Below are 24,668 nucleotides of genomic sequence, written 5' to 3'. Positions count from 1 at the left end.
TCTCCTGATGGGTCTCCCTGACAGGTCTCGCCGACAGGTCTCGTTGGCTGGGCCACACCGGTGGCAGACTCCCCCCGTGCCCCCGACCCTCCTCGCCCGCGTCGCCGGTGTCGCGGGCGGACTCTGCTGGCTGGTCCGCGCCGCAGCCGGTGTGGACGAGCTCCGCTGGCCGGGGCTCGTGCTGCTCGCCCTCGCGCTCGCCGGGCTGGGGTCCGGCCTGGTCAGCACCAGCGCCACGTGGTTGCGGGTGATCGTCGCAGTGGCGCTCCCGGTGCTCGGCTGGTCGGTCGTGGAGGTCGTCGGTGGTGAGGGTGAGGGTCGCGTTGTCGACGCGGTGGCGGGGGTCACGGTGGCCGTGGTCTGCGTCGTGGGCCTGGTCCGCTCCCGCGGGCAGCGGCACCCGGTGGGCTCGCACTCCGCCTGACTCGTCAAGCACCGACCGCCGGATGGGACAGCGGGAATCAGCAGGCCACGGCCGTGGTTGCGTTGGCGGAGGCACTGCGTCCCCGACACGTGCGAACGAAGGAGTGACATGCAGCCGATCCGGCGTCTGGCCATGATCAGCCTGCACACCTCGCCGCTGGACCAGCCCGGCATCGGCGACGCGGGCGGCATGAACGTCTACGTCATCGAGCTCGCCAAGCGACTGGCCCGCCAGGGCATCGAGGTCGACATCTTCACGCGCGCCACCAGCTCCGGCCTGCCGCCGGTCGTCTCGGCCTGCGACGGGGTCAACGTCCGTCACGTCCACGCGGGTCCGTTCGAGGGCCTGACCAAGGACGAGCTGCCGGGCCAGCTGTGCGTCTTCGCCCGCGAGGTGCTCCGCGCCGAGGCGGCCCAGCCGCTGGGGCACTACGACGCCGTGCACTCCCACTACTGGCTCTCCGGCCAGGTCGGCGCCCTCGCGCGCGATCGCTGGGGCGTGCCGCTGGTCCACTCCATGCACACCATGGCCAAGGTCAAGAACGCCGCGCTCGCCCTCGGTGACACCCCCGAGCCCACTGCGCGGATCATCGGCGAGGAGCAGGTCGTCGAGTCGGCCGACATGCTCATCGCCAACACCGACCTCGAGGCCAAGCAGCTGATCAACCTCTACGACGCCGACCCCGGCCGCGTCGAGGTCGTGCACCCCGGCGTCGACCTCTCGGTCTTCCGCCCGGTCGACCGCGACACGGTGCGCACCGAGCTCGGCCTGCCCCGCGACGCCCACGTGCTGCTCTTCGCCGGCCGGATCCAGCCTCTGAAGGCCCCCGACGTGCTGCTGCGCGCGGTCGCCGCTCTCCTGGCCGGCGACCCCGGTCTGCGCTCGCGGATCGTGGTGCCCGTGGTCGGTGGTCCTTCGGGCAGCGGGCTGGACCGTCCCGAGTCGCTCGCGTCGCTGGCCCGCGAGCTCGGCATCGATGACGTGGTGCGCTTCGTGCCGCCGGTCTCCCAGGCCGACCTGTCGCGGTGGTACGCCGCCGCGACGCTGGTCGCCGTCCCGTCCTACAACGAGTCCTTCGGGCTCGTCGCGGCCGAGGCCCAGGCGGCGGGGACCCCCGTCGTGGCGGCCGCGGTCGGCGGCCTCACGACCGTCGTACGCGACGGACACAGCGGTCTGCTCGTCGAGGGTCACGACGCCGACGAGTGGGCCCGCGCACTCGGTCGGGTGCTCGGTGACCCCGCCCTCCTGGCCCGGTTGCGCGATGGTGCGCGGGCCCAGGCGCGGCAGTTCTCCTGGGAGGCGACCGCGGCCCAGACGCTCGACGTCTACGCCCGCGCTAGGAGCGCCATGCGAGAGTCGGTGGCGTGAGCGCTGACGTCGTCCGTGACTACCTGACCGCCAACGAGATCGAGTTCGACGAGTTGAACCCCGGGGTCTTCTCGGTGTCCCTGCCGGGCGAGAAGAAGCTCCAGATCGCGGTCCGCCTCGACGTGGGCGCGCACGCCCTCGGGATCCACGCCTTCGTGTGCCGCAAGCCCGACGAGAACCACGAGCGGGTCTACCGCTGGCTCCTGGAGCGCAACCTGCGCCTCTACGGCGTGGCGTTCGCCGTCGACCAGCTCGGTGACATCTACCTCGACGGCCGGCTCCCGCTCTCGGCGATCACCGACGAGGAGCTCGACCGGGTCATCGGCTCGGTGCTGTCCTACGCCGACGACTCGTTCAACCAGATCCTCGAGCTCGGCTTCGCCACCTCGATCCGCAAGGAGTGGGAGTGGCGCAAGCTGCGCGGCGAGCCCACGGCCAACCTCGAGGCCTTCCGCGGGTGGCTGGAGTCGGGCGCCGACCCCTCGCCCAACTGACGCGGGACGTCATGCGGATCGTGGAGGCGACTCCTCGGTCCGTATGACGTTGCCGGCTCGGGCGAGGACGGTCAGGCGCCGAGCATCCCGGTCGCGCGGGCGCGCGACCAGGAGGAGCCTGCGAACAGCGCGTCGGCGGTGACGGGCCGACCCAGGTGGTAGCCCTGTCCGAGCGTGCAGCCCATCGCCAGCAGGTGCGCCTGCTGCTGCGCGTCCTCGATGCCCTCGGCGACCACGGTGGCGCCGATGGTGGTGAGCAGGCCGAGGACCGCGCGGGTCAGCGCGAAGTCGGCCGGTGACGTCGCGATGCCGGAGACCAGCGAGCGGTCGACCTTGACGGTGTCGATCGGCAGCCGGTGCAAGTGCCGGATCGAGGAGTAGCCGGTGCCGAAGTCGTCGATGCCGAGTCCGACCCCGAGCTCGTGGAGCGCCGTGATCGTGCGCAGCACGCGCGGGTCGTCGGCGAGCAGCGCGGTTTCAGTGATCTCCAGCAGGAGCTGGGGTGCGGGCACGTCCCAGCGGTCGAGCACGGCGGCCATGCCGTCGGCGTACGACGCCTCGCGCAGCTCGATCGGGGAGACGTTGACGTGCATCCGGAAGCCCGGCACGACGCGGCCGCGCCACGCAGCGAGCTGGGCCACGGCGCGGTCGAGCACGAGGCGACCCAACGGGTGGATCAGGCCGGTGCGCTCGGCGGCCTCCACGGCGACCAGCGGGCCGACCGCGCCCCGGGTGGGGTGCTGCCAGCGCAGCAGGGCCTCGGCGCCGGTGGTCGTGCCGCGACGCAGGTCGACGACGGGCTGGTAGGCGAGGTGGAGCTCGTCGGGCTGCTCGGTGAGGGCGACGGCGAGGTCGCGCACCAGGGTCAGGCCCAGGCCCGAGCCGAGGCCCTCGTCGGAGTCGTGGTGCCAGCTCGTGCCGCCCGGGGTGTCGCGCTGGGCGATCACGAGGGTGCTGCGGGCGTCGCGCACGGCGTCCCACACGTCCTCGTCGTCGTGGCAGGCACGCACGGCGACGGTCACGATCGGCCAGACCCGCTCGCCGCGCACCTCGAGCATCTCGCGCATGTCGGCCACGAGCAGGTCGAGCTGGGAGACCGAACGGTCGCGGTCGACCACGGCGGCGGCGAGGAAGCCGCCGAGCCGGGAGACCCTCAGCAGGTGGCACGGCACGGTGGCGTGCTCCTGGGCCCGGCGCACGACCTCGGCCGTGGAGTCGTCGAGGCTGCGCACGCCGTAGACGTCGGCGATGTCGGGGCCGTTGGAGAGCGAGGCGGCGACCAGCAGCAGCTGGCGGCCCTCGGCCACGGCCCGGTCGCGGAGTTCCTCGATGGTGCCGGTCAGGCTCGAGGCGGTCGTGGGGGTCATCGCAGGCCCCCCGGCACGTGGGCGCCGACGGCGGGGGCCGGCGCGAGGCTCCAGGGCAGGGGGAGGCGTCGTACGACGTCGAGCAGCGCGACGGCGGCGACGCCCACGTTGAGGTAGGCCGAGACCCCCAGGCGGTGCATCTCGTCGAGCTCGGCCTCGGTGGCGTCGTGGCCGACGACGACCACCGGCGTGCGACGCAGCTGGAGGTGGCCGCGGGCGGCGCGCAGCACCTCGACGCCCGAGCCGTCGGGGAAGCGGTGGTCGGTCACGACGACGACCGGCACCCGGTCACGCGTGCGGCCGGGGATGCCGAGCAGCAGGTCGACGGCGTCGCGCACGCTGGTGGCGGTGCGCACGGGGTTGGCGAGTCCGCCGGCCGCGAGCGCGGTGGCGAGCGCGGCGGCGCGTGCCGGGTCGGCGCTCGCGACGAGCACCGGGGGGCTGGTCGCCGGGTGTGGGGTCCCCGCCATCGCTCTGGTCCGTCCTGTGGAAGGTATCCCTCCCCTCCAGTCGAGGGAGCCTAGTGACAGATGGGGCTCGTGGGACTGCCGTGGCTGAAACAGAGGGCCAGCGGTCTAGACGAGCGGGCTAGACCTGAGCGCGGCGTGCGGCCAGCCACGCGACCGTCGCGGCCAGCGGCGCCGGGGGCGCCAGCCAGTAGCCCTGCACCCGGTCGCAGCCCAGGTCGCGGGCGCGCCGGGCCGTGGCCTCGTCCTCGACGCCCTCCGCGACGACGAGCACCCCGAGCCCGTGGCTCGCGGCGACGATCGCCCCCACGAAGCGGCTGACGTCGGGGTCGGCGAGGCGTCGTACGAGCAGGGGGTGGACCTTCACCTCGGCCAGGCCGGGGTGGTGGGCCAGGACGGCCAGCGAGGACGGGCCGGCCCCGAAGTCCTGCACGGAGATGCGCGCGCCGAGGTCGGCGAGCTCCTCGAAGACCTCGACCACGGCGGGGGCCGGGCGGTGGGCCGGCTCGGACATCTCCAGCACCAGCCCGCCGGCGGTGGCAACGCCGCCGCGCCCGGCGAGCAGGGAGCGGACGTGGGGCACGAAGTCGCGGCCCAGCAGGTCGCGGCCGGAGACGTTGACGCTCACGGAGACCGGCCCGCCGGCCGCCTCGGCGAGGCGCGGCTGGTCGGCGAGCGCCTGCTCCACGGCCACGAGCGTGATGTGGTCCAGCAGCCCGGCGCTCTCCGCGGTGGCGAGGAAGTCGCGGGGGGTGAGCAGGCCGCGCCCGGGGTGCTGCCAACGCAGCAGCGCCTCGCACCCCACGATCCGCCCGTCGGCGTCGACCTGCGGCTGGTGGTGCACCAGCATCTCACCGCGCTCCAGCGCCCGGGCGAGGTCGGTGGCCAGTGCCGGGTCGGGGGTCTCGCTGACCCAGGCCGAGGCGCCGGGGCGGGTGGGGGCGGCGAGGGTGCGCGAGGCCTTGGCGGCGTACATCGCCCGGTCGGCGACGCGCAGCAGCCGCGCGAGGTCCTCGCCGTCGCGCCCGCTCAGCGCCAGGCCGAGCGAGCAGCCCACGGTCAGGTCGAGCCCGTCGAGCCGGATCGGCGGCACGAGCGCCGCGACGACCTCTTCGGCGCGCCGGTCGCCCTCGGCTGGGTCGGTCAGCGGCGCCGTCAGGACCGCGAACTCGTCGCCCCCGAGCCGCACCGCGAGGTCGTCGGGCCCCGCGGTCGCGGCGACCCGGCGCGCGACCTCCTGCAGGACCAGGTCGCCCTGGGCGTGGCCCAGCGTGTCGTTGACCTGCTTGAAGCCGTCGAGGTCCAGCAGCAACAGCGCCCGCAGCCCGGGCTCCGCGCCGAGGTCCCCGGCCCGCTCGAAGAGCAGCGCTCGGTTGCCCAGGCACGTGAGCGGGTCGACGTAGGAGCGGCGCCGGCGGTCCACGAAGGCCCGCACCCGCTGCGGGACGCGCCCCAGGGCGCCCGTCACCGACCGCTCCGCCACCGTGCCTCCCTCGCCTCGCTGCCCGTGCGGGACAGCCTAGGTCGGCGGCCCGGCCGCTGCTGTCACCACGACAGCGTGTTACAGCCCGACCACGCGCAGGTAGGTCTCGGCCAGCGCGGGTCCCACGAGCAGGCCGAGGGCGGCGCCGAGGAGCATGAACGGCCCGAAGGGGATCGCCGTACGACGAGCAGCGCGACGCGCGGTGAGCAGGACCGCGCCGACGACCGCGCCGGTGAGGAAGCCGAGCGCGAGGCCGGTGAGCTGCTCGGCGGTGCCGACGGCGCCGAGGACCAGGCCGAGCACGGGGGCGAGGGCTACGTCGCCGAGGCCCATCCCGCGCCCGGAGGTGGCCAGCCAGATCAGCCCGTAGACGGCGAGCCAGGTGGCGGCGCCGGCGAGCGCGGGCCAGGCCGCGTCCAGGGCGGCGGGGGCGCCGTCGGTCCGAGCGCTCCAGGCCCAGCCGGAGCCGAGCGCGAGCAGCGCCAGTCCGCCGGCCCAGCCGGTCACGGCGAAGGGCAGCCGGCCGTGCTCGAGGTCGATGAGGGCCAGCGCCACGCCGGCACCGGTGACGGCGAGGATCGCCAGCGCCTCGGGCAGGCCGGGGGCGCGGGTGGCGACGAGCGCGAAGAGCAGCGCCGTGCCCGCCTCGACGAGGGGGTAGCGCGCGGGGATCGGGACCGCGCAGTCGCGGCAGCGCCCGCGCAGCAGCAGCCAGGACAGCACCGGCACGTTGTCGCGCTCGCGCACGAGGCCGCCGCAGGCGGGGCACGACGAGCGGGGGGAGACGACCGAGAGGCCGGCGGGCACCCGGTGCACGACGACGTTGACGAAGGACCCCACCAGCAGTCCCACGGCGCCGGCGATCCCGGCCACCAGGGGGAGGGTCACGAGGTCGGTCATCGGGTGCTCCTGTCGTCGTGCGCGCTCGGGCGTGGTCGTGGCGCAGGAGGTATCGGCACGGCGCGGGCCCGACTGGAGGGCCAGGCAGGATCAGGCAGGCAGGGCGTAGGCGGGGTGCTCGGGGTGCACGCGCTGCCAGTAGTCCACCCAGTCGGTGACCTCGAGCAGCGACATCGGGGGCGCGACGCCGTAGCCCTGGAGCGCATCGCAGCCCAGCTCGAGGAGCCGGCGCGCCCCGAGCGACGTCTCGACCCCGGCGGCGACCACACGCAGCTCGAGCCCGTGCGCGGCGTTGACCAGGCCGCGGGCCAGCCGGGTCGCAGAGGCGTCGTGGCCGACGCGGACGACCAGCGCCGGGGGCAGCTTGACCTCGCGGACCAGCGGGTTGTCGCTGAGCGAGGTGAGCGAGGCGTGGGCCGAGCCGAATTCCTGCACGCTCAAGGTGCAGCCGACGGCGACGAGGGCGTCGTGGCGGCTGGAGGTGACGGGCAGGCCCGTGGCCGACTCGGAGACCTCGAGCACCAGCCGGTGTCCCGGCACGCCGGTCAGGTCGAGCAGCCCGGCGAGGCGTCCGGCGAGGTCGGGGGAAAGCAGGCTTCTGGCGGAGAGGTTGACCGACTGCCGCACGCCCGGGCAGTGGGCGTCGAGGACCCGGTGGTCGCGCAGCGCCTGGTGCAGGGCGACGTCGTCGAGGGCGCCGAGCAGTCCGACCCGCTCGGCGAGGGGCAGGAAGTCGGCGGGGGCGAGCAGCCCCAGCCCCGGGTGGGCCCAGCGCAGCAGCGCCTCGAAGCCGACGATGCGGCCGCCGGCGTCGACCTGGGGCTGGTGGTGCAGCCGCAGCCGCAGCCCGCGGGTCAGGGGGTCGTCGAGGGCGCGGCGCAGGTCGTCGGCGAGGTCGTGGTCGGGGGCGACGGCCGCGCGGGGCGCGGTGCGGCGATGGCCGCGCCGGAGGCGCTTGTCGGAGTACATCGCCTGGTCGGCGGCGCTCAGCAGGGCCACCAGCGTCGTGCCGTCGCGGCCGCTGACCGCCAGGCCCACCGAGGCCCCGCCCGGGACCTCGCCGTCGCCGAGCGGCACCGGCCGGGCCAGCGCACGCCGCGCCTGGGCAGCCACCGACTCCGCGGTGGCGGGGTCGGAGCAGCGCTGGAGCACGCCGAACTCGTCGCCCCCGAGCCGCGCGACCGTCGGTCGCCCCGGCAGGGCGCGCAGGCGCCGGGCGGCCTCGACCAGCACCCGGTCGCCGGCCTCGTGGCCGAGCGCATCGTTGACCTGCTTGAGGTGGTCCACGTCGACGACGAGTACGGCGAGGACCCCGGTGTCCGCGGGGTCGTCGTGCACCGCGGCGAGCAGGCGCTGGCCCGCGTCGAGCAGGTGCCCGCGGCGCGGCAGGCCCGTGAGGTGGTCCGGCACCGGCAGTGCGTCCACGGCGCGGCGGTCCCGGGCGCGCAGCCGGGCGGGGAGCCAGGTCACGTCAGTAGCCGACCGCGAGGGGCATCGGCTGGGCCAGGGCGAGGTAGGCGTCGCGCTCGGAGCGCGGGAGGAGGGGGGCGAGCAGGTCGCGCACCAGCGCGGCGTCGTCGCCGGGCGTGGTGCCCGGCTCCGGGTCGTCGAGCGCGGCGACCAGCGTGCGGGCGAGGTCGCCCAGGGCCGCGGCCACCATCGCCCCGCCGGGGGCGTGCCGCTCGGCGAGGCCGACCAGGAAGGCGTCGTACGTCGCCAGCTCGGCCTCGCGGCGCTCCAGGCCCAGCTCGCCGGCGGTCGCCGCCTCGTCGGCGCGCGCGGCCCAGTGGGAGGCCAGGCGCAGCAGGGCCGCCCGGTCGCCGGTGAGCGCGCTGCGCCGGCTGCCGGTGGGGGCGGGCGTCGTGGGGGTCGCCGTGCCGCTGACGAGCAGGTGGTCGGGGGTCGCGAGGCTCACGCTGGCGTCGTCGACGAGCGACCGGGCGACCTCGCGGGCGCGGTCCAGCGTGGTCGCCGGGTCGGCCGCGGGGAGTGCGGCGAGCCGGTGCCGCAGCTCGGCGTGACGGCCGGCGAGCAGGGGGCGCAGCACCTCGAGGTCGGCGGCCCACTGGGCGAGCACGGCGCGGTCGTGGCGGCCCGCGGTGGCGAGGGTCCGCGACGCCGTGGCCCAGGCGCCCGACGTCGCACTCTCAGCGGCGCCGGCCGGAGCGGGGAGCGGCAAAAGGCGGGCGACGAGGCCGTGGCCCGGCTTGAGGTCGGTCCCGGCGAGGTCGTCCAGCGCGGTGACGGTCCCCTTGCCGCGGCGCAGCCGGACCAGCACGACCAGCAGCACGATGGCGAGCGCGACAAGCACGGCGAGGAGGGCGGTGAGCGGCATGGGACCTCGATTGGGGGACGGTGGGACGGTGGGACGGCGGGGCGACGGGACGGTGGCGGGTGCGGTCAGCCGGTGGCGGCCTCGTCCGGGGCCACCAGCGGCGGCGCGAGGAAGGTGGCGGCGGTGATCGCGAGGGTGAAGCCGGCGTCCTCGCTGGAGCCGGTGACGCTCACCGACCGCACCAGGAAGGCGCGGTCGAGCTGCTCGAGCCGGTCGAGCAGGCGACGGGCCTGGTCGTAGTCGCCCTCGACCGACAGCGTGACGACCTGGACGGCCAGGTCGGCGGTGGTGACGTCGACGCCGGGGGCGGGCGGGGCCGCGGGGTCCACGGGGGCGCCGTCCACCACCGGGACGGGCGCGGTCGGGCTGAGGGTGGTGATGTCCTGGGGGGCGTAGCCGGAGCGGCGCGCGGCCCTCACGAGCGCGGTGAACAGCCCGGGCTGGTCGGCGGTCGGGGGGAAGAGCCGGTCGAGGTCCTCGGCCACCGTGCGGGTGCCGCTGAGGTCCTCGGCCTGCTGCTGCAGCACGGCGAGCTGGCTGGCGAGGGTGAGGTTGCGGGCCTCGGCGTCGCTGACCGACGTGCGGGTCTCGCCGATCTTGCTGGTGAGGGGACCCAGCAGGAGCAGCCAGCCGACGGCGGCCACCAGCACGAGGGCGAGGCTGCCGAGGACGACGGTCGCGGTGGCGGAGCGCAGGTTCACGACGCACCTCCGCCGAGCAGGGCGGGCAGCTCGTCGAAGCGGCCGCTGAAGGCGGCCGGCGAGAGCGCGACGGAGCCGGTGAAGGCCACGCCACTGCCGTCGCTCGCGGTCGTCGTGGAGACGAAGGGCTCGACGAAGAGGGGGTTGCGCCCCAGTGCCACGACCAGCCGTCCGACCTGGTCGCGGGTGGCGGCGGTGCCGCTGAGGTCCAGGCAGCCGATCACCACCCGGGTGGCGAAGGGGTCCGGGCCGGGACAGGCGGTCGGCACGAGGCCGCGCGGGTCCTCGGCGGGGTCGGCCGCCGGGTCGACGGGCGGGGGATCGGCCTGTGCCGCTGCCGGGTCTGCCCCAGTCGGCTCGGGCAGCACGACCGAGACGCTGTCGATGCGGGCGCCCTCCGGGGTGGCGCCGTCGAGGGCCTGGAGCACGTCGGAGAAGGCGACCTCGGTGCGCATGGCCTGCTGGACGGTGAGGGCCCGGCGGCCGACGCCCTGGACGTAGGTGCGCACGTCGCCGAGGTCGGCGATCCGCTGGCCGAGGCCGGCGGCGACCGCCTCCTCGCCCCGCAGGTCCGCCTGCGCCCCGGCGAGCTCGAGGCGCTGGAAGGTCCACCCGCCGGCGAGGGCCAGCACGAGGGCGAGCCCGCCGAGCGCGAAGCGACCGCGCAGGCGTCGGACGCGCAGCTCCTCCAGCACCCAGGGGGAGAGCAGGTTGAGCGCGGGCTGGAGGGCCGGCGCGGTGCTCGTCGTACGACGTCTCATGCGGTCTCTCCCAGGCACAGGCCGAGCGAGACCGACAGGTCCTCGTCGGGCAGCGGGGTCACGCGGGCGACCGTCGTGGGGTCGAGGAGCTCGACGGGCATGCCGAGGGCCGCGGAGCAGCGGGCGGCGAAGCCCGCGTGCGCGGCGCCCCCGCCGGTGACGAGGGCGCGGACCGGGACGTGGAGGGGGTCGGTGGCGGCGTGGAAGTCCAGGCTCGCGCGGATCTCGCCCACCAGCCGCGCCGAGGCCGCCTCGAGGGCGTGGCGCGCCGGCTCGGGCAGCGTGGCGGCGTCCGCGCGCTTGGCGGCCTCCGCCTCCTGCCAGGTCCAGCCCAGCTCGTCGACCAGGGCCCGGGTCAGCAGCTCGCCGCCCACCCCGGCCGCGACGCGCACGAAGCGCGGCATGCCCGCGACGTGCACCGCGACGGAGACGGTGTCGGCGCCGACGTCCACGACGGCCTCGGTGAGGTCGCCGGCGCCGGTGCGGCTCGCCGCGGCCCGCACCAGCGCGAGGGGGGACAGGTCGGCGGTCACGGGGCGCAGCCCGGCGGCCTGCACGCAGCGCACGAGGTCGTCGACGTTGCCACGGGCCGTGGCCACCAGCAGGATCTCGACGACGCGGCGCTCCGTGCCGGTCTGCGGGTTGGTGCGCAGCTGCTCGCCGAGCAGGACGTGGTCGAGGTTGGCGTCGTCGACGGCGACGGGAAGCAGGTCGGCGACCTGGTAGCGCAGCGCGCGGCGCAGGTCCTGCGGCGGCATCCAGTCGAGCTCGAGGTGCCGCACGAGGACCGACCCGCTGCACACCCCGAGGCGCACCTGGCGCGACTGGATCCGCTGCTCGCGCCAGAGGCGCTTGAGGGCGTCGGTGACGGCGGCCGGGTCGCGCACGACGCCGCCCTCGACCGCGCCGTGGGGGACCGCGACGCTGCCGCTGCGCCTCACGACGGGCGTGCGGCCGCTGCGGCGCAGCTCGACCGCGCGCACCGCGCAACGGCCGATGTCGAGTCCGACGACGGTGGCTGGCATGGGCCCTCCTGGCTCCCGCCCGGTGCGTCCGCGCCGGGCACGAAGGGTCATCGGTCGCCGGGGCGATCGACTTGACCCCGCGATCCGGGCCGGCCTTCAGATGGGGCCCGCGCGTGCCGAGACTCCCGGCGTCCCCGACGACAGGAGCCCCGCCGTGCCCACGCTGTCCCCCGAGCTGACCGACCTGCTCGCGGCCGTGCACCGCCTCGACGGCTCCGACCTGCACCTGCGCGGCGACGCCGTGCCCAAGATCCGGGTCTCCGGTGAGCTGCGGCCGGCGGGGGCGTCCACATGGAGCCCCGACCAGGTCAGTCGCACGGTCCGCGACGCGATGAGCGAGCACGTGCTGGCGGACTTCGAGCAGACCTGGGAGGCCGACTTCGCGGTCACGGCCGCAGGGCTCGGGCGCTTCCGGGTCAACGCCTTCCGCTCGCGCGGGCAGGACGGCGCGGTCTTCCGCCGCATCAGCGACGGGGCGGTCCCGCTGGAGCAGCTCGGCATGCCCGACGTCGTACGACGCCTCGCGCTGCGCCCGCGCGGGCTGGTGCTGGTCACCGGGCCCACGGGCTCGGGCAAGTCGACGACGCTGAGCGCGATGGTCGACGCGATCAACGCCGAGCGGGCCGTGCACATCCTCACGCTGGAGGACCCGATCGAGGTCGTCCACCGCGAGAAGCGAGCCACCGTGACCCAGCGCGAGCTCGGCTCCGACACCCGTGACTGGCCGGCTGCGCTGCGTGCCGCGATGCGCCAGGACCCCGACGTCATCCTGATCGGCGAGCTCCGCGACGCCGACACGGTCCGGGCGGCGCTGTCGGCCGCGGAGACCGGCCACGTCGTGCTGAGCTCGATGCACACGACCGACGCGCGCGAGACCGTGTTGCGCCTGATCGACTTCTTCCCGGCGCACGAGCAGCCGCGGGTGCGCGCGGCGCTGGCGGTGAGCCTCGAGGGCGTGGTGTGCCAGCGGCTCGTGCCACGCCGTGACCAGCAGGGCCGCGTGTGCGTCCTGGAGGTCGCGGTGCGCGACGCCCGCTTCTCCGAGGCCGTCGCCGACCCCGACCGCACCCACGGCCTGACCGACGTCGTCGCGTCGGGCTCCTACTCCGGGATGCAGACCTTCGACCAGCACCTGATCCGGCTGGTCACCTCCGGCACGGTCGACCTCGACACCGCGCTGGTGGCGGCCACCAACCCGCACGACTTCACGGTCGCGCTGCGTCGCACGGGGTGGGCTCCGGAGCAGGCCCCGCGGCCTGTGCTGGAATCTGCCACGTGACGCTCACGCCGCCCGAGACCCCCCTGGAGACGCTGGACCTCCCCGGGCTGCGGGCCTACCGCCAGCAGCTGCGCGACGAGGAGGACCGCGCGTCCTACTGGCGCCGCCTGGTCCACGCCCGGCTCGACCTGCTCGAGGCCGGCCGCTCGACGGAGGGCTCGATTTCGGTCGACGACCTCGTGCGCGTGCTCGGCGACACCGGCAGCGGCGCCTCGCGCACGGCGCTGCTGCGCGTGCGCGCCGAGGACGAGCTGCCCGACCTGCCCGACCTCGTGCAGGTCTGGCAGGTCCCGACGACGCCGGAGGAGACCGACGTCGTGCTGGCCGCGCTGCGCCAGGCCGAGGCCCAGCTCACCGGCTACCGCACCGCCCTCTTCGCGGGCATCGACGCCGCGACCGCGGCGCTCGTCCAGCACTACCGCGCCGACCCGCTGCTCGCGCTCGACGTCCTGCCCGGCTAGCGCCTGCGAGCATCACCCGGCGCCGGCCTCAAGGTCGCCCCCGGGGGTGCCGAGACTCCAGGCGAGAGGTGGCGTCGGGCCACCGCCGAGCGGGAGGTGGCGCACCATGGAGGCAGGGCTGCGTGCCCCGTTCGCGACGGGCACCACTGTGGAGGCGCTGCTCGACGCCGGCCTGGTGGACGGCGACCAGGTCGCGACTGCGGTCGACATCGCCGGCGAGCACGGCTCGGTCGTGGAGGCGCTGGTGGCCACCGGCGCGGTCGAGCCCGGGCGGCTGCTGCGCGTGGCCGCCGACGCGGCGGGGGTGCCCCTCCTGGAGCTGGCCGACGCCGTGGTCGACCCGACGGCCTCCGCGCTGCTGCCCGCCGACTTCGCCCGCCGCAGCTGCGTGCTGCCGCTGCGCTGGGAGGGCGACGCGCTCCTGGTCGCGACCCCGCTGCGCGGCCTGCTGGACCTCGACCTCAAGGACGACATCGCCCGCCTGACCGGGCGCCGGGTGACCTTCGGCCTGGCCACCCGCGCGGAGATCACCCACCAGCTCAACCAGGCCTACCGGGCCGAGGGTGAGCTGGCCGACCTCACCTCGGGCCTGACCGACGACCCCGAGCCCGAGGACCTGGGCTCGCTGACGGAGGTGACCGAGGACGCGCCGGTGGTGCGCTTCGTCAACCTGCTCATCAGCCAGGCGATCGCCGACCGGGCCTCCGACATCCACCTCGAGCCGACCGAGCACGACCTGCGGGTGCGCTACCGCATCGACGGGGTCCTCCAGGACGCCCACCACGCCCCGCGCAGCATCGTCAACGGCGTGGTGAGCCGGCTCAAGATCATGGCGGCGATGGACATCGCGGAGCGTCGCGTGCCCCAGGACGGGCGGCTCACGGTCAGCCACCTCGGGCGTGACATGGACCTGCGCGTGGCGACGCTGCCGACGGTGTGGGGCGAGAAGGTCGTGGCCCGCGTGCTCGACAACTCCAACACCCGCCTGGGCCTGGCCGACCTCGGCTTCAGCGACGGCAACTTTGCCCGCTTCGAGACGTCCTACTCCAAGCCCTACGGGATGATCCTGGTCACCGGGCCCACGGGCTCGGGCAAGTCGACGACGCTCTACGCCACGCTCAACATCCTCAACCAGCAGCACGTCAACGTGATCACGGTCGAGGACCCGGTGGAGTACCGGCTGCCCGGCATCAACCAGGTCCAGGTCAACCCCAAGGCGGGCCTGACCTTCGCCTCGGCGCTGCGCTCGATCCTGCGCTCGGACCCCGACATCGTGCTGATCGGCGAGATCCGCGACCACGAGACCGCCAACATCGCGGTCGAGGCCGCGCTCACCGGCCACCTGGTGCTCTCCACGCTGCACACCAACGACGCACCCTCGGCCGTCACCCGCCTGGTGGAGATGGGCATCGAGCCCTTCCTCGTCGGCTCCGCGCTGGACGCCGTGGTCGCGCAGCGGCTGTGCCGCGGCCTGTGCGGACGGTGCAAGGAGGCCTACCGCCCCGACCCGGGCGAGCTCGTCGCGATGGGCTTTCCCGCGCTGGAGGACGACGCCGTGCTGCACCGCGCGCGCGGGTGCGCGTCGTGCGGGCAGACCGGCTACCGCGGGCGGATGGCCCTGCACGAGGTGATGCCGGTGACCGAGGAGCTGGAGCGGCTGGCCGTGCGACGCGCCTCGACCGAGGAGGTCGCGCGCACCGCGCGCGAGCAGGGGATGACCACCCTGCGCGACGACGGCTGGCTGAAGGTGCGTCAGGGACGCACGTCGATCGAGGAGGTGCTCCGTGTCGTGGGCTGAGCCGATGACCACCCGACCGCCCGGCCACGAGCCGGGCCTCGACCTGGACGTGCTGCTGCAGCAGGTGGCGGCGACGGGTGGGTCCGACCTGCACCTGACCGTCGGCGCGCCGCCGACGATCCGGGTGCGCGGCGAGATGACCCCCGTGCCCGGCGAGGACGTGCTCACCGCACGGCGCCTGCAGGAGTCGCTCTACGCCGTGATGACCGAGCGCCAGCGCCAGGTGCTCGAGGAGACCCGCGAGCTCGACTTCGCCTATGCCGTCCCGGGGCTGGCGCGCTTCCGTGTCAACGTCTTCTGGCAGCGCGAGGCCGTCGGCGCCGTGCTGCGCCTGATCCCGTGGGAGATCCGCTCGCTCGGCGACCTCGGGCTCCCGCCGGTCGTCGAGACCTTCGCCCAGCTGCGCCGCGGCCTGGTGCTCGTCACAGGCCCGACCGGGTCGGGCAAGTCGACGACGCTCGCCTCGGTCATCGACCGCGTCAACCGCACGCGCAGCGGCCACATCGTGACCATCGAGGACCCCATCGAGTTCCTCCACCAGCACCAGCGCTGCCTGGTCAACCAGCGCGAGGTCGGCTCCGACACCCACGACTTCCGCACCGCCCTCAAGCACGTGCTGCGCCAGGACCCCGACGTCATCCTGGTCGGCGAGCTACGCGACCTCGACACGATCTCGGTCGCGCTGACCGCCGCCGAGACCGGCCACCTGGTCCTCGCCACGCTGCACACCCAGTCAGCGCAGGACACCATCAGCCGCGTGGTCGACGTCTTCCCCGCCGGCCAGCAGCAGCAGGTCCGCACGCAGCTGGCCGCCACCCTGCAGGGTGTCGTCTGCCAGTCGCTCGTCCCGACCGTCGACGGCTCCGGACGCGTCCCGGCGGTGGAGGTCATGGTCTGCACGCCCGGCATCCGCGCGATGATCCGCGACGGCAAGCTGCCCCAGATCCCCGGCGCCCTTCAGTCCGGTGCCCGCGACGGCATGCAGACCCTCAACGGCCACCTCGCGGCCCACGTCCGCGCCGGCCGGATCACCCGCGAGGCGGGGCTCGAGTACTGCTCTAACCGCGAGGACTTCCTGTCGCTCGTCGGCTCCGGCTCGGCGCTGCAGGCGTCGTCGTACGCCGTCGTCGGGGGCGGGGCGCCCGAGCCCGCCGCCCAGGCCCAGCCGGCCGGCTGGTCCTGATGAACCCCCTCCCCGAAGGAGCCACCCGGTGGCCGTGACCCAGTACGCCTACAAGGTCCGCGACGCCGGCGGGCGCTTCCGCGAGGGCAAGGTCAACGCCGAGTCCGAGAAGGCGGTCGCCGAGAAGCTGCTCGCGATGGGCTACGTCCCGCTCGAGGTCAAGCAGACCGGCACCGGGCTGCAGCGCGAGATCACCCTGGGTCGCAAGCGGGTCACCCAGAAGGACCTCGCCGTCGCCTCGCGCCAGCTCGCCACGATGGTCGACGCCGGGCTGACGCTGCTGCGCGCGCTCGGCATCCTCGGCGAGCAGGTCGAGAACCCCGAGCTGCGCCGGGCCCTGACCCGGGTGCGCCAGGAGGTCGAGGCGGGCCAGTCGCTCAGCGCGGCCTTCGCCGACGACCCTCTGGTCTTCCCGCCGTTCATGATCTCCATGACCCGTGCCGGCGAGAGCGGCGGCTTCCTCGACGTGGCCCTGCGCCAGGTCGCGGAGACCTTCGAGGCCGACGTCAAGCTGCGCGGCCAGGTGAAGTCGGCGATGACCTACCCCGTCGTCGTCTTCTGCATGGCGATCGTGATGTGCATCGGCATGTTGCTCTTCATCGTCCCGGTCTTCGAGAAGATGTTCGCCGACCTCGGCGGCACCCTGCCCGTCCCGACCCAGGTGCTCGTGGCGGTGTCGAACTCGATGAAGTTCGTCCTGCCCGTCGCCGGCGTCACCGGCGCGGTCGGGCTCGTGTGGTGGCGCCGCCACGGCCAGGACGACAAGGTCCGCGACGTCGTCGACCCGCTCAAGCTCAAGGTCCCGGTCTTCGGCCAGCTCTTCGCCAAGATCGCCCTCGCCCGCTTCTCGCGCAACCTCTCGACCCTGCTCTCCGCCGGCGTCCCGATCCTCGCCTCCCTCGACATCGTCGCCGACACCACCGGCTCGACGGTGATCGCGCGCGCCCTGCACGACGTGCGCCAGTCGGTCGCCCAGGGCGAGTCCTTCGCCGGCCCCCTGGCCCGCCACGACGTCTTCCCGTCGATGACCGTGCAGATGATCGCCTCCGGCGAGGAGGCCGGTGCCGTCGACCAGATGCTGCGCCGCATCTCGCAGTTCTACGACGAGGAGGTCCAGGCCACCACGGAGGCCCTCACCTCCCTCATCGAACCCCTGATGATCGCCGTCCTCGGCGTCCTCGTCGGCGGCATGATCGTCGCGCTCTACATGCCGATGTTCTCGGTCTTCGACCTGATCCAGTGAGCCTCAGTCGGTGCTGCTGAGGCGGTCCGCCAGGAAGCTGCTCAGCACCGACGTCCTGGCTCCGCTGACCTGACCCATCTGCTCTGCCCCATCGCACGTGAACAACCCGATCTCGATCCACGCCTCGGTCGTGGTCAGCACCGTCCAGTGGCCGCCGGAGCGCTCCCAGCGCGCGAGCACCTCGACCAGGCCGTCGGGCGGTCCCGTCTCGGGCGCCCGGTCCTCCTGCCGGCGTTCGGTCACGGCTGGTTCTTTCCTGTCCGGTCCGGCGCAGGAGTGACCGTCGAAGGTGTGGCTGGGGGCCGGGGCCTGGCACAGCCGAGCGGGACCACGAGGATCACCATAGCGACCTGCCCCGCTGGCCCCGGTGCGGCCGCGGGTCAGCGGTCGAGCTCGCGGTAGTCGTCGACGACGACGGCGTAGAGGCTGGGGCTGAGGTTCGACAGGAAGCAGGCGTTGAGGCTGAGGTCGATGGTCCCGGCGAGGTTGACGGTGTTGGCGAACATCGTGCCGACGAAGTCCGGGGTGCCGCTGCCCTTGTCGACCTCGCCGTAGGTGCGCGAGGTGAGCACGATGCTGGCGGCCACCTCGCCGTTGCCGTTGAGGCGGACGTTGCCACCGTCGATGACGATCAGCAGGGATCGTTGCTTGCAGCCGTCCTGCGCCCAGGTGCTGCCGAGCCCCTTCAGGTCGACGACGCCGCCCGGGTCGGACGTCGCGAGGTCGAAGAACATCACCGCATCGGGGGTGACGGCCGGGTTGGGCACGGTGTAGTTCCGCGTCGTGAAGTAGCTGCGCTGCGACCGCGCGACGGCGCGCAGCTCCTCGAGCTTGTCGACCGGCAGCGGATCGTCGTCCAGGCCGAAGAGGTCGAGCAGGGCCGCGTCATCTTGGAGGTAGGTGCCGTCGACATCGTTGGCGGCGTCCGCATCGAGGTTCTGTGCCTGGTAGTAGGCGGGGTGGGCCGCCGCCAGCGCGGCGCAGGCCGCCCCCTGGGAGTCCTGGTCCCAGCGCAGCGTGGCACCGGAGGCGCGGCACCGACCGGCGGCGGTCTTGTGGATCGCCTTGGTCTCGGTCGGGCTGCAGCTGCTGCCACTGCCGTTGCCGTCGGTGATCACCTTGGAGGAGTGGACGGCCGGAGGGATCCCGTAGGCGGCGTCTAGGTCTCCGAAGAAGTCGATCTTCGTGCGGTTGAACACGCAGCCCGTGGTGAAGATGCTGATGTCGCGCAGGTCCGGCGTGCCTGCTCCCTGCACGGAGCGCGCGAAGATGCCGAGCGGCAGCCCGAGCTCGCGCAGGCTCAGCGTGACGTCGACCTGGACGTCGCGACGCCCCTGCCCGGCCAGCCCGCGCGAGGTGATCCGGTAACGCAGCGACCGGTCGTCGGCGACCGGCAGCGGCGCGATCCACGCCTCGAAGCGCTGGTCCGTGCTGCCCACGACCGGTTGCGTCATCGGCGCGCTGCTGCTGCCCCAGGGGTTGGTGGTGCAGCCCGGCGAGCACGTGAGGCCGCGGCTGCCCGACGAGCGCAGGTAGGCGATCGCCTGGGTGACCCCGGCGTCGGCGGCGTCCAGCGCGCGCGCCGAGTCCTGCGCGCGACGGGTCGAGCCGAGGTTGCTGATGGTGACGCTGAGGACGGTCGTCGTGAGGACACCGACCAGCGCCATGACCATGAGGGTGATGACGAGGGCGGCGCCCTCGTCGCGGGCGCGGGCGGCGTGGGGCACGGGGGTCCTCATGTCTGCGACCTGTTGCGCAGGTCGGCCTGGAAGGAGAAGGTCTGCGTGCCGTCGCCGTCCGCGACGACCAGCCGCACGGCGACCAGGTCGACGTGCTCGAGCTCCGGGTCGTCGGGGCGGCCGTTGAGGTTGCCCACGGGCGCGCCGGCCGCGTCGAGCTCCTCCCACGACGTCACGCCGTCGAGGGTCCCGTCCAGCTCGCCGTCGTACTGCCACAGGCTCGAGCGCAGCCGCAGGTCGAGGCTCACCACGTCGCCGGAGAGGATCGGCCGCGTGACCGCCGCGCCCGAGGCGTCGTCGGCGGTGAGGGTGAGCCGCGCGGTGCCGGGCTCCCAGCGGTAGGTCAGGACCTCGGGGTCGGCGGCGTCGAGGTCGCGGACGCCGTCGCCGTCGAAGTCGGTCCAGAAGGTGATCGCGGTCGTCGTCGACGTCGCGCTCTGGAACTGCACCGCGATCACGTCGCTGGCCTGGCGCAGCTCGCGCGCCATCCGCTCCATCGCGATCCGCGACTCGCCCGTCAGGTCGCTGCTGGAGCGGGCGTCGTCGCTCACCGACGAGGTCGACAGCGCGAAGCCGAGCAGCAGCGTCCCGACGACGGCGAAGAGGCCCATCGCGACGAGCACCTCGACCAGCGAGAAGCCGGCGTCGTGCTTCGGCGCGCTCATCGCGCGTCCTCGGCGCTGCACGCCAGCGAGCCGACGGTCAGCGACACCGCCGAGGTCGGGTCGGCGAGCTCGACGGGCCTCTCGGGAGGCACGGGAGTGGGCGCAGGTTGACCGTCGATGAAGGCGACCGACTCGCTGGCTGCGGTGGGGGAGCGCACCGGCTGGGTCAGGATGCTGACGATGCCGGGCAGGTCGAGGGCCGCGGCGCCGGCGACCTGGGTGCGTGCCACGTCGGCGGCGGTGAGCGAGGACCACGACGCGACGTAGTCGCCCAGGTCGCCGAAGGTCCCGAGCGACATGTCCTGGGGGTCCAGGTCGGCCAGCGAGGCGGTCGATCCCGGCGTGATCGTGGCGATGGTGACGTAGCCGCCGGGCGACCACCGCCGCACCACGGCGGAGTAGTCGTAGGTGGCCGACGGGGCGTGCGCGCCGCCCGCCACGGCGCAGCGCACGGAGGCGCGCACGAGCCGCACGCGCAGGACGCCGTCGGGGGCGAAGGTCGTGGGGAGCACCGAGATCGGGGCGGACTGCGCGGTCCCGCACGCCTCGACCAGCGTTGGCGAGGGATCGGTCGGTGACGTCGTACGCAGCCAGCCGCCGGCGGCCACGCGCAGGCTGCCGCTGCCGTCGCTCGCCGCGCAGGCGGGCGACACCCCGGCGTTGACGCCGGTGCCGGTGTCGGCGCGCACGAGGGGGAGGGCGAGGTCGAGGCTGGGGCGGTACGACGCCCCGGCACCGCCGGCGAGGGCCAGCGCGCCGCGCGAGGAGTCGGTGACCGCGGCCGTGAGCGGGGTGGTGGGAGAGCCGGCGTGGGGCAGGGCGTCGGTCGCGACGACCCGGGCGGCGCTGGTGCCGGTCGAGCCCCAGCACACGAGCGCGCAGCCGCTGGCGTCGAGCTGGCCCGAGCCCTGGCTGGCGGCGGGCGCGGTCGCGTCGGGCGGCGCCTGGATGCTCGTGGCGGCTCCGCCGGCCTGCTGGCCGGTGCCGAGCCCGGTCAGCGTGGAGGTCAGCGCTGCGCGCGCTTCGCTGCTGGCGCTCAGCGACGCCGCGAGGTCGACCATCCCGGCCGACAGGGTGAGCGGGAGCTGGTCGACGGTGCCGGTGCCGATCTCGACGGCGGTGACGTCGACCGAGCTGCTCATCCGCGACGGCACGAGGTCCTGGCGCCCGATCTGGGTCGACGACTGAACCGGCGTGTGCGAGGTGCCTCGGGTCGGGAAGACGGTGACCGTCACCGCGACCTGGGAGGCGGGCGGGGTCGCGAGGCCCGTGACCTGGCTGGTGTAGCCGGTCGGCGGCACGACCACGGTCGCCGGCGTGGTGTTGGTGAGGAAGCGGGTGTGGGTGACGACCACGAAACCGGTCAGGTCGGGGTTGCTGGGGCCGGCTGCGGCGGTGCGGACGTGGCGGTAGAGCGCCCCGCTCGGCTCCCAGCCGCAGCGGGGCGCCGTCGCAGCGACGTACCCGGTCCACGTGGCGGCCGGCACCGTCCAGCGCTCGCTCGAGCCGCAGGTGGTGGTGCTGGTCGGGGTGGTCGGGGTGGTGAGGTCGCGGAAGTAGCGGTCGAGCACGTCGATGTAGTCGCCGGCCTCGGGGGCCACGTGGAAGGGCAGGTTGCGCATCCGCTCCACCTCGGCCTGTGCGAGGCCCTTGGCCTGGGTGTTGGTGCGCGCGAGGTCGTTGGCGCGGATGCCGCTGACGAGCTGGGGGAGGACGGCGGCGAGCAGGACGCCCAGCAGCCCGATCGCCACGATGACCTCGATCAGCGTGAAGCCCCGGTCGCGGCCCCGGGCGGCCGGCCGCTCACTGCGTGTCCACACGGCCGGTCAGTCCCTCGACGGTGATGGTGAGGACGCGCGAGGAGCCGTCGCGCCCGATCCGCACCCGACCCGGGGTGGCGGTGCCGCGCGAGCTGAACGTCGTGCCGCTCGTGCTGCCGGCGCTGCTGGTGAAGGCGGCCGTGGTGAGGTGCACCCGGCTGCTGTCGAGCCGGACCGGCCCCTCGAGCACGGTGCGGCCCGTGTCGGTGCACGCGCCGCGGAAGAGCGTCCAGCGGTCGCGCGCAGTGTCGAACTCCACGCACGTCGCGCGCCCCTCGGTCACCGCCCGCTGCTGCGCCTGGCGCAGCACGGCCTGGACCTCGCTCGCCGCGCCCTCCTGCTCGCTGGAGCGGGCCCAGGCGACGTAGCCGCCGACCGCGATCGCCATCAGCACCCCCGCCAGCGCGATGGTCACGACCAGCTCGATGAGCGTGGCGCCGGTGTCGGCGTGCTGGTCGGCAGGCATGCGTGGGTCCTCGGTCGTCCACGTGGGGTTCTTGAGGTTGGAGTGACGTGGTCCAGACCGGCCTCAAGCCGGTCCCCGACCTCCCCGACAACCACGGTGCAGCACCACCGCCGCCCCCCGGGTCGGCTGCTCCCTCCCCCCTCATCCCAGGAGAATCCTCATGCTCAAGACCCCCCAGCCCCGCTCCAAGGACCAGGGTTTCACCCTGATCGAGCTCCTCGTCGTCGTCGTGATCATCGGCATCCTCGCCGCCATCGCGATCCCGACCTTCCTCAACCAGCGCGAGAAGGCCGCCGACTCCGCGACCAAGTCCGATCTGAAGAACGCCGCCACGGCGGTCGAGACCTTCTTCGTTGACAAGCAGACCTATGTTGGAGCTGCCCTCGACCCCGCCACTGAGACCGAAGGCGTCGACGTCACTCTCGCGAACCCCACCATCGATGCCTTCTGCCTCGTCGGCACCAACGCTGGCGGGTCCGGATACTTCATGTACGACTCCACCGACGGTGGTCTGCAGCCGATCAGCACCCCGGGTGCCGGCGCATGCGCCGGGGTGACGCCGCCCCCTGCCGGCTAATTCGTGACTCGGCGCGCCGGGGGACCAGGTCCCCCGGCGCGCCGTCCGGGCATTTCCCCCACCGACGCCCAGGAGCAGCCATGCACCCCGACCTCCCCGCCGAGCTCGCGGCGCTGACCGAGCTCCTCCTCGGGCCCGACACCGAGCAGCCGCCGGCCCCGGCCCTGGTCGTGGCCCCCCAGCCCGACCCCGAGCCCGACCCCGAGCCCGAGCCCGACCCCGACCCCGAGCCCGAGCCCGACCCCGACCCGGCGCCCGTGGCGGCCGACGAGGCGCCGTTCGACCAGACGGCGAGCGGGCTGGTCGACGCCCGCCGCTCGACCGCGATCCTCGCCGAGCTCTCCTTCCTCGACGACTGAGCGCACCTCGGTCCCAGCCCGCGCGAGCGTGCGCGTTGACGCGTCACCTGCGTGCCATACTCCCGTCGTGCCCGAGCAGCCCGACCCCACGGCAGCGCTGTGGGCGCAGTTCGCGGCCGAGCCGACGACCGAGCTGCGCAACCGGCTGGTCCTGCAGTACTCCCCGTTGGTCAAGTACGTCGCCGGCCGCGTGCGCGCCGGCCTCCCGCCGAGCGTCGAGTCGGCCGACCTCGTCTCCGAGGGCGTCATCGGCCTGATGGACGCGATCGACAAGTTCCAGCCCGACCGCGGCCTGCAGTTCCAGACCTACGCCGTCCCGCGCATCCGCGGCGCGATCATCGACTCGATCCGCGCCGCCGACTGGGTGCCGCGCAGCGTGCGCACCAAGGTCCGCGACGTCGACCGCGTGCGCGAGGAGCTCCAGGTGCGGCTGGGCCGCCCGCCCGAGGACGCCGAGCTCGCCGAGGCGACCGGCCTGCCGCTGCCCGAGCTGCGCGAGGTCCTCGGTCGTCCGACGGTCGTCGCGAGCGTCGACCACGACGAGCTCTCCGAGATCCACGACGGCGGCCCCCGCCTCGACGAGGCCTTCGAGGACGAGGGGACGCGCGAGCTGCTGATGCGCGCCGTGCGCCTGCTCCCCGAGCGTGACCAGGTCATCGTCGCGCTCTACTTCTTCGAGGGCCTCACCCTCGCCGAGATCGGCCAGGTCCTCGACGTCACCGAGTCGCGCGTCAGCCAGCTGCGCAGCCGTGCGACCAAGGCGCTGCGCGTCGAGCTCGCCGCCAGCCTGTCGCGCTAGACCGCGTCACGCCGCCTGGGCCGACTCCTGGGCGATGGTGCGCGGTTTGCGTCGCGCCACCGCGACGCCGACGAGTGCGAGCGCGCCGCCGAGGTAGGCCATCGTCGGCGGGGTCTCATCGAGGAGGACCAGGCCCATGACGATCGTGATCGGTGGCACCAGGTAGGTCGTGACTCCCAGGCTCGAGGCGCTCATGTGCTTGAGGGCGAAGGCGTACGTCGTGAACGCGACCGCCGTGGGGAACACCCCGAGGTAGACCACCCACAGCACCGACGATGTCGGCGCGGCGCGGGTCTCGGAGACCAGCGTGCCAAAGAACGGCAGGCACGCCACGGCACCGACCGTGCAGGCCAGCCAGGTGACGGTGAGCGCGGGCAGACGGGCGACGAGCGGCTTCTGCAGGATCAGGCTGATCGAGTAGACGACGGCCGCCACCAAGCAGAGCACCACCCCGAGCACGTCGCTCTCCCCGCCCTCGGGCTGGGCCAGGCCGATCAGCGCGACGCCGCTGAAGGCGAGGGCCAGCCCGAGACCGAGGTAGACGGAGAAACGCTCGGAGAGGAACAGCGCCGCCAGGAGGGCGATCAGCACCGGCGAGACCTGGATCAGCATCGCCGCGGTGCCGGCGTCGATGCGCTGCTCGCCCTCGTTGAGAGCGACGTTGTAGACACCGAACCACAACACGCCGATCGCCACGATCGAGACCCACTCGCGGCTCGTCGGGCGGGGGAGGCCCCGGGTCAGGGCGAGCGCGCCGAGCACGACGGCCCCCACGAGGAGCCGCCCGAGGGACAGCGAGCCGGCGGAGAAGTCCTCGCCCAGGTGGCGGATCGCGACGAAGGCCGAGGCCCAGAACACCAGCGTGACCGCCACCGCCGTCGGCGGGAGCCAGGTGGGGGTGGCGGTCTGGGGATCGGCTGTGGTCGCGGGGTTCGTCGTACTGCTCACGTGGTC

General features: G+C 74.3%; 26 protein-coding genes. 11 read left to right on the top strand and 15 right to left on the bottom strand.

The window, feature by feature from the left end; all coding sequences use genetic code 11:
• Positions 1-76: 76 nt before the first annotated feature.
• The 3 genes from BM204_RS02095 to BM204_RS02085 all read left to right on the top strand — a co-directional run bounded on the left by BM204_RS02095 (position 77) and on the right by BM204_RS02085 (position 2,286).
• A complete protein-coding gene (locus BM204_RS02095) occupies positions 77-424 on the top strand; it encodes a hypothetical protein (RefSeq protein ID WP_091109982.1) in 348 nt (115 codons plus the stop codon).
• Between the two features lie 108 nt (positions 425-532).
• Positions 533-1,792, top strand: a complete 1,260-nt coding sequence (gene mshA / locus BM204_RS02090; RefSeq protein ID WP_091109980.1) for a D-inositol-3-phosphate glycosyltransferase — start codon at positions 533-535, stop codon at positions 1,790-1,792.
• Positions 1,789-2,286: a type III secretion system chaperone family protein gene (locus BM204_RS02085; RefSeq protein WP_091109979.1), complete on the top strand. Its 498-nt coding sequence runs from the start codon at positions 1,789-1,791 to the stop codon at positions 2,284-2,286. Before mshA ends, BM204_RS02085 begins: the two co-directional genes overlap by 4 nt.
• Before the next feature lie 71 nt (positions 2,287-2,357).
• On the opposite strand, the gene BM204_RS02080 is transcribed toward BM204_RS02085, so the two are convergent.
• The 9 genes from BM204_RS02080 to pilM form a co-directional block, all read right to left on the bottom strand.
• Entirely contained in the window at positions 2,358-3,653 is a 1,296-nt protein-coding gene (locus BM204_RS02080) for an EAL domain-containing protein (protein ID WP_091109977.1), read from the bottom strand.
• Entirely contained in the window at positions 3,650-4,123 is a 474-nt protein-coding gene (locus BM204_RS02075; RefSeq protein WP_091109976.1) for a response regulator, read from the bottom strand. Before BM204_RS02075 ends, BM204_RS02080 begins: the two co-directional genes overlap by 4 nt.
• 118 nt (positions 4,124-4,241) lie before the next feature.
• Complete coding sequence (locus BM204_RS02070; protein WP_091109974.1) at positions 4,242-5,603, bottom strand: putative bifunctional diguanylate cyclase/phosphodiesterase; 1,362 nt, start codon at positions 5,601-5,603, stop codon at positions 4,242-4,244.
• Positions 5,604-5,681: 78 nt separating this feature from the next.
• A complete protein-coding gene (locus BM204_RS02065; protein WP_091109972.1) occupies positions 5,682-6,503 on the bottom strand; it encodes a prepilin peptidase in 822 nt (273 codons plus the stop codon).
• Positions 6,504-6,593: 90 nt separating this feature from the next.
• Positions 6,594-7,973, bottom strand: coding sequence for a putative bifunctional diguanylate cyclase/phosphodiesterase (locus BM204_RS02060; RefSeq protein WP_091109970.1), 1,380 nt, complete (start codon positions 7,971-7,973; stop codon positions 6,594-6,596).
• A 1-nt stretch (position 7,974) separates the two neighbouring features.
• Entirely contained in the window at positions 7,975-8,838 is an 864-nt protein-coding gene (locus tag BM204_RS02055) for a hypothetical protein (protein WP_091109969.1), read from the bottom strand.
• A gap of 65 nt (positions 8,839-8,903) precedes the next feature.
• A complete protein-coding gene (locus BM204_RS02050; RefSeq protein WP_091109967.1) occupies positions 8,904-9,539 on the bottom strand; it encodes a hypothetical protein in 636 nt (211 codons plus the stop codon).
• Positions 9,536-10,300, bottom strand: a complete 765-nt coding sequence (locus BM204_RS02045) for a hypothetical protein (protein ID WP_091109966.1) — start codon at positions 10,298-10,300, stop codon at positions 9,536-9,538. Before BM204_RS02045 ends, BM204_RS02050 begins: the two co-directional genes overlap by 4 nt.
• Complete coding sequence (pilM, locus tag BM204_RS02040) at positions 10,297-11,325, bottom strand: type IV pilus assembly protein PilM (protein WP_170259036.1); 1,029 nt, start codon at positions 11,323-11,325, stop codon at positions 10,297-10,299. Before pilM ends, BM204_RS02045 begins: the two co-directional genes overlap by 4 nt.
• A 154-nt stretch (positions 11,326-11,479) precedes the next feature.
• On the opposite strand from pilM, the gene BM204_RS02035 reads away from it, so the two are divergent.
• The 5 genes from BM204_RS02035 to BM204_RS02015 all read left to right on the top strand — a co-directional run bounded on the left by BM204_RS02035 (position 11,480) and on the right by BM204_RS02015 (position 17,289).
• Complete coding sequence (locus BM204_RS02035) at positions 11,480-12,604, top strand: type IV pilus twitching motility protein PilT (RefSeq protein ID WP_246165739.1); 1,125 nt, start codon at positions 11,480-11,482, stop codon at positions 12,602-12,604.
• The gene (locus BM204_RS02030) at positions 12,601-13,065 is read left to right on the top strand and encodes an RsiG family protein (RefSeq protein ID WP_246165742.1); all 465 of its coding nucleotides are present in this window, start codon (positions 12,601-12,603) and stop codon (positions 13,063-13,065) included. The genes BM204_RS02035 and BM204_RS02030 overlap by 4 nt, the downstream gene beginning before the upstream one ends.
• 106 nt (positions 13,066-13,171) lie before the next feature.
• Positions 13,172-14,863, top strand: coding sequence for a GspE/PulE family protein (locus tag BM204_RS02025; RefSeq protein ID WP_091109963.1), 1,692 nt, complete (start codon positions 13,172-13,174; stop codon positions 14,861-14,863).
• Between the two features lie 4 nt (positions 14,864-14,867).
• Positions 14,868-16,046, top strand: a complete 1,179-nt coding sequence (locus BM204_RS02020; protein WP_091110063.1) for a type IV pilus twitching motility protein PilT — start codon at positions 14,868-14,870, stop codon at positions 16,044-16,046.
• 28 nt (positions 16,047-16,074) lie between these two features.
• Positions 16,075-17,289 (top strand): type II secretion system F family protein, encoded by a 1,215-nt coding sequence (locus BM204_RS02015; RefSeq protein ID WP_091109961.1) that lies wholly within the window; start codon positions 16,075-16,077, stop codon positions 17,287-17,289.
• Positions 17,290-17,292: 3 nt separating this feature from the next.
• On the opposite strand, the gene BM204_RS02010 is transcribed toward BM204_RS02015, so the two are convergent.
• The 5 genes from BM204_RS02010 to BM204_RS01990 all read right to left on the bottom strand — a co-directional run bounded on the left by BM204_RS02010 (position 17,293) and on the right by BM204_RS01990 (position 21,979).
• On the bottom strand, positions 17,293-17,532 hold the full coding sequence (locus BM204_RS02010) for a hypothetical protein (RefSeq protein WP_091109960.1): 240 nt from the start codon (positions 17,530-17,532) through the stop codon (positions 17,293-17,295).
• A 137-nt stretch (positions 17,533-17,669) separates the two neighbouring features.
• A complete protein-coding gene (locus BM204_RS02005; RefSeq protein WP_143099626.1) occupies positions 17,670-19,028 on the bottom strand; it encodes a pilus assembly PilX family protein in 1,359 nt (452 codons plus the stop codon).
• A complete protein-coding gene (locus BM204_RS02000) occupies positions 19,025-19,693 on the bottom strand; it encodes a PulJ/GspJ family protein (protein ID WP_091109957.1) in 669 nt (222 codons plus the stop codon). Before BM204_RS02000 ends, BM204_RS02005 begins: the two co-directional genes overlap by 4 nt.
• Positions 19,690-21,513 carry a type IV pilus modification PilV family protein gene (locus BM204_RS01995; protein WP_091109955.1) on the bottom strand — a complete coding sequence of 608 codons (1,824 nt, stop codon included), beginning with the start codon at positions 21,511-21,513 and terminating at the stop codon, positions 19,690-19,692. The genes BM204_RS02000 and BM204_RS01995 overlap by 4 nt, the downstream gene beginning before the upstream one ends.
• Complete coding sequence (locus BM204_RS01990) at positions 21,497-21,979, bottom strand: GspH/FimT family pseudopilin (RefSeq protein WP_091109954.1); 483 nt, start codon at positions 21,977-21,979, stop codon at positions 21,497-21,499. The genes BM204_RS01995 and BM204_RS01990 overlap by 17 nt, the downstream gene beginning before the upstream one ends.
• 160 nt (positions 21,980-22,139) lie before the next feature.
• Here BM204_RS01990 and BM204_RS23410 point away from each other — a divergent pair, with 160 nt between their 5' ends.
• From BM204_RS23410 to BM204_RS01975, 3 genes are all read left to right on the top strand, one after another.
• Positions 22,140-22,556: a type II secretion system protein gene (locus BM204_RS23410; RefSeq protein WP_091109952.1), complete on the top strand. Its 417-nt coding sequence runs from the start codon at positions 22,140-22,142 to the stop codon at positions 22,554-22,556.
• Between the two features lie 80 nt (positions 22,557-22,636).
• Positions 22,637-22,915, top strand: a complete 279-nt coding sequence (locus BM204_RS22490) for a hypothetical protein (protein WP_170259037.1) — start codon at positions 22,637-22,639, stop codon at positions 22,913-22,915.
• A 67-nt stretch (positions 22,916-22,982) separates the two neighbouring features.
• Positions 22,983-23,714, top strand: a complete 732-nt coding sequence (locus tag BM204_RS01975) for a FliA/WhiG family RNA polymerase sigma factor (protein ID WP_091109951.1) — start codon at positions 22,983-22,985, stop codon at positions 23,712-23,714.
• A 6-nt stretch (positions 23,715-23,720) separates the two neighbouring features.
• On the opposite strand, the gene BM204_RS01970 is transcribed toward BM204_RS01975, so the two are convergent.
• Positions 23,721-24,662 (bottom strand): DMT family transporter, encoded by a 942-nt coding sequence (locus tag BM204_RS01970; RefSeq protein ID WP_091110061.1) that lies wholly within the window; start codon positions 24,660-24,662, stop codon positions 23,721-23,723.
• Positions 24,663-24,668: the final 6 nt, after the last annotated feature.

Origin of the sequence: Nocardioides psychrotolerans (assembly GCF_900113685.1) — a bacterium.
Classification (GTDB): domain Bacteria; phylum Actinomycetota; class Actinomycetes; order Propionibacteriales; family Nocardioidaceae; genus Nocardioides; species Nocardioides psychrotolerans.
Note: the sequence above shows the minus strand (reverse complement) of the source record. Positions and strands in the feature narration are given on the sequence as shown.

Coding starts and splice junctions, on each gene's coding strand:
- BM204_RS02080 (WP_091109977.1), bottom strand. CDS start 3,653: ATGACCCCCACGACCGCCTCGAGCCTGACCGGCACCATCGAGGAACTC.
- BM204_RS23410 (WP_091109952.1), top strand. CDS start 22,140: ATGCTCAAGACCCCCCAGCCCCGCTCCAAGGACCAGGGTTTCACCCTG.
- BM204_RS02025 (WP_091109963.1), top strand. CDS start 13,172: ATGGAGGCAGGGCTGCGTGCCCCGTTCGCGACGGGCACCACTGTGGAG.
- BM204_RS02045 (WP_091109966.1), bottom strand. CDS start 10,300: ATGAGACGTCGTACGACGAGCACCGCGCCGGCCCTCCAGCCCGCGCTC.
- BM204_RS02075 (WP_091109976.1), bottom strand. CDS start 4,123: ATGGCGGGGACCCCACACCCGGCGACCAGCCCCCCGGTGCTCGTCGCG.
- BM204_RS01990 (WP_091109954.1), bottom strand. CDS start 21,979: ATGCCTGCCGACCAGCACGCCGACACCGGCGCCACGCTCATCGAGCTG.
- BM204_RS02020 (WP_091110063.1), top strand. CDS start 14,868: ATGACCACCCGACCGCCCGGCCACGAGCCGGGCCTCGACCTGGACGTG.
- mshA (WP_091109980.1), top strand. CDS start 533: ATGCAGCCGATCCGGCGTCTGGCCATGATCAGCCTGCACACCTCGCCG.
- pilM (WP_170259036.1), bottom strand. CDS start 11,325: ATGCCAGCCACCGTCGTCGGACTCGACATCGGCCGTTGCGCGGTGCGC.
- BM204_RS02005 (WP_143099626.1), bottom strand. CDS start 19,028: ATGAGGACCCCCGTGCCCCACGCCGCCCGCGCCCGCGACGAGGGCGCC.
- BM204_RS02065 (WP_091109972.1), bottom strand. CDS start 6,503: ATGACCGACCTCGTGACCCTCCCCCTGGTGGCCGGGATCGCCGGCGCC.
- BM204_RS22490 (WP_170259037.1), top strand. CDS start 22,637: ATGCACCCCGACCTCCCCGCCGAGCTCGCGGCGCTGACCGAGCTCCTC.
- BM204_RS02000 (WP_091109957.1), bottom strand. CDS start 19,693: ATGAGCGCGCCGAAGCACGACGCCGGCTTCTCGCTGGTCGAGGTGCTC.
- BM204_RS02055 (WP_091109969.1), bottom strand. CDS start 8,838: ATGCCGCTCACCGCCCTCCTCGCCGTGCTTGTCGCGCTCGCCATCGTG.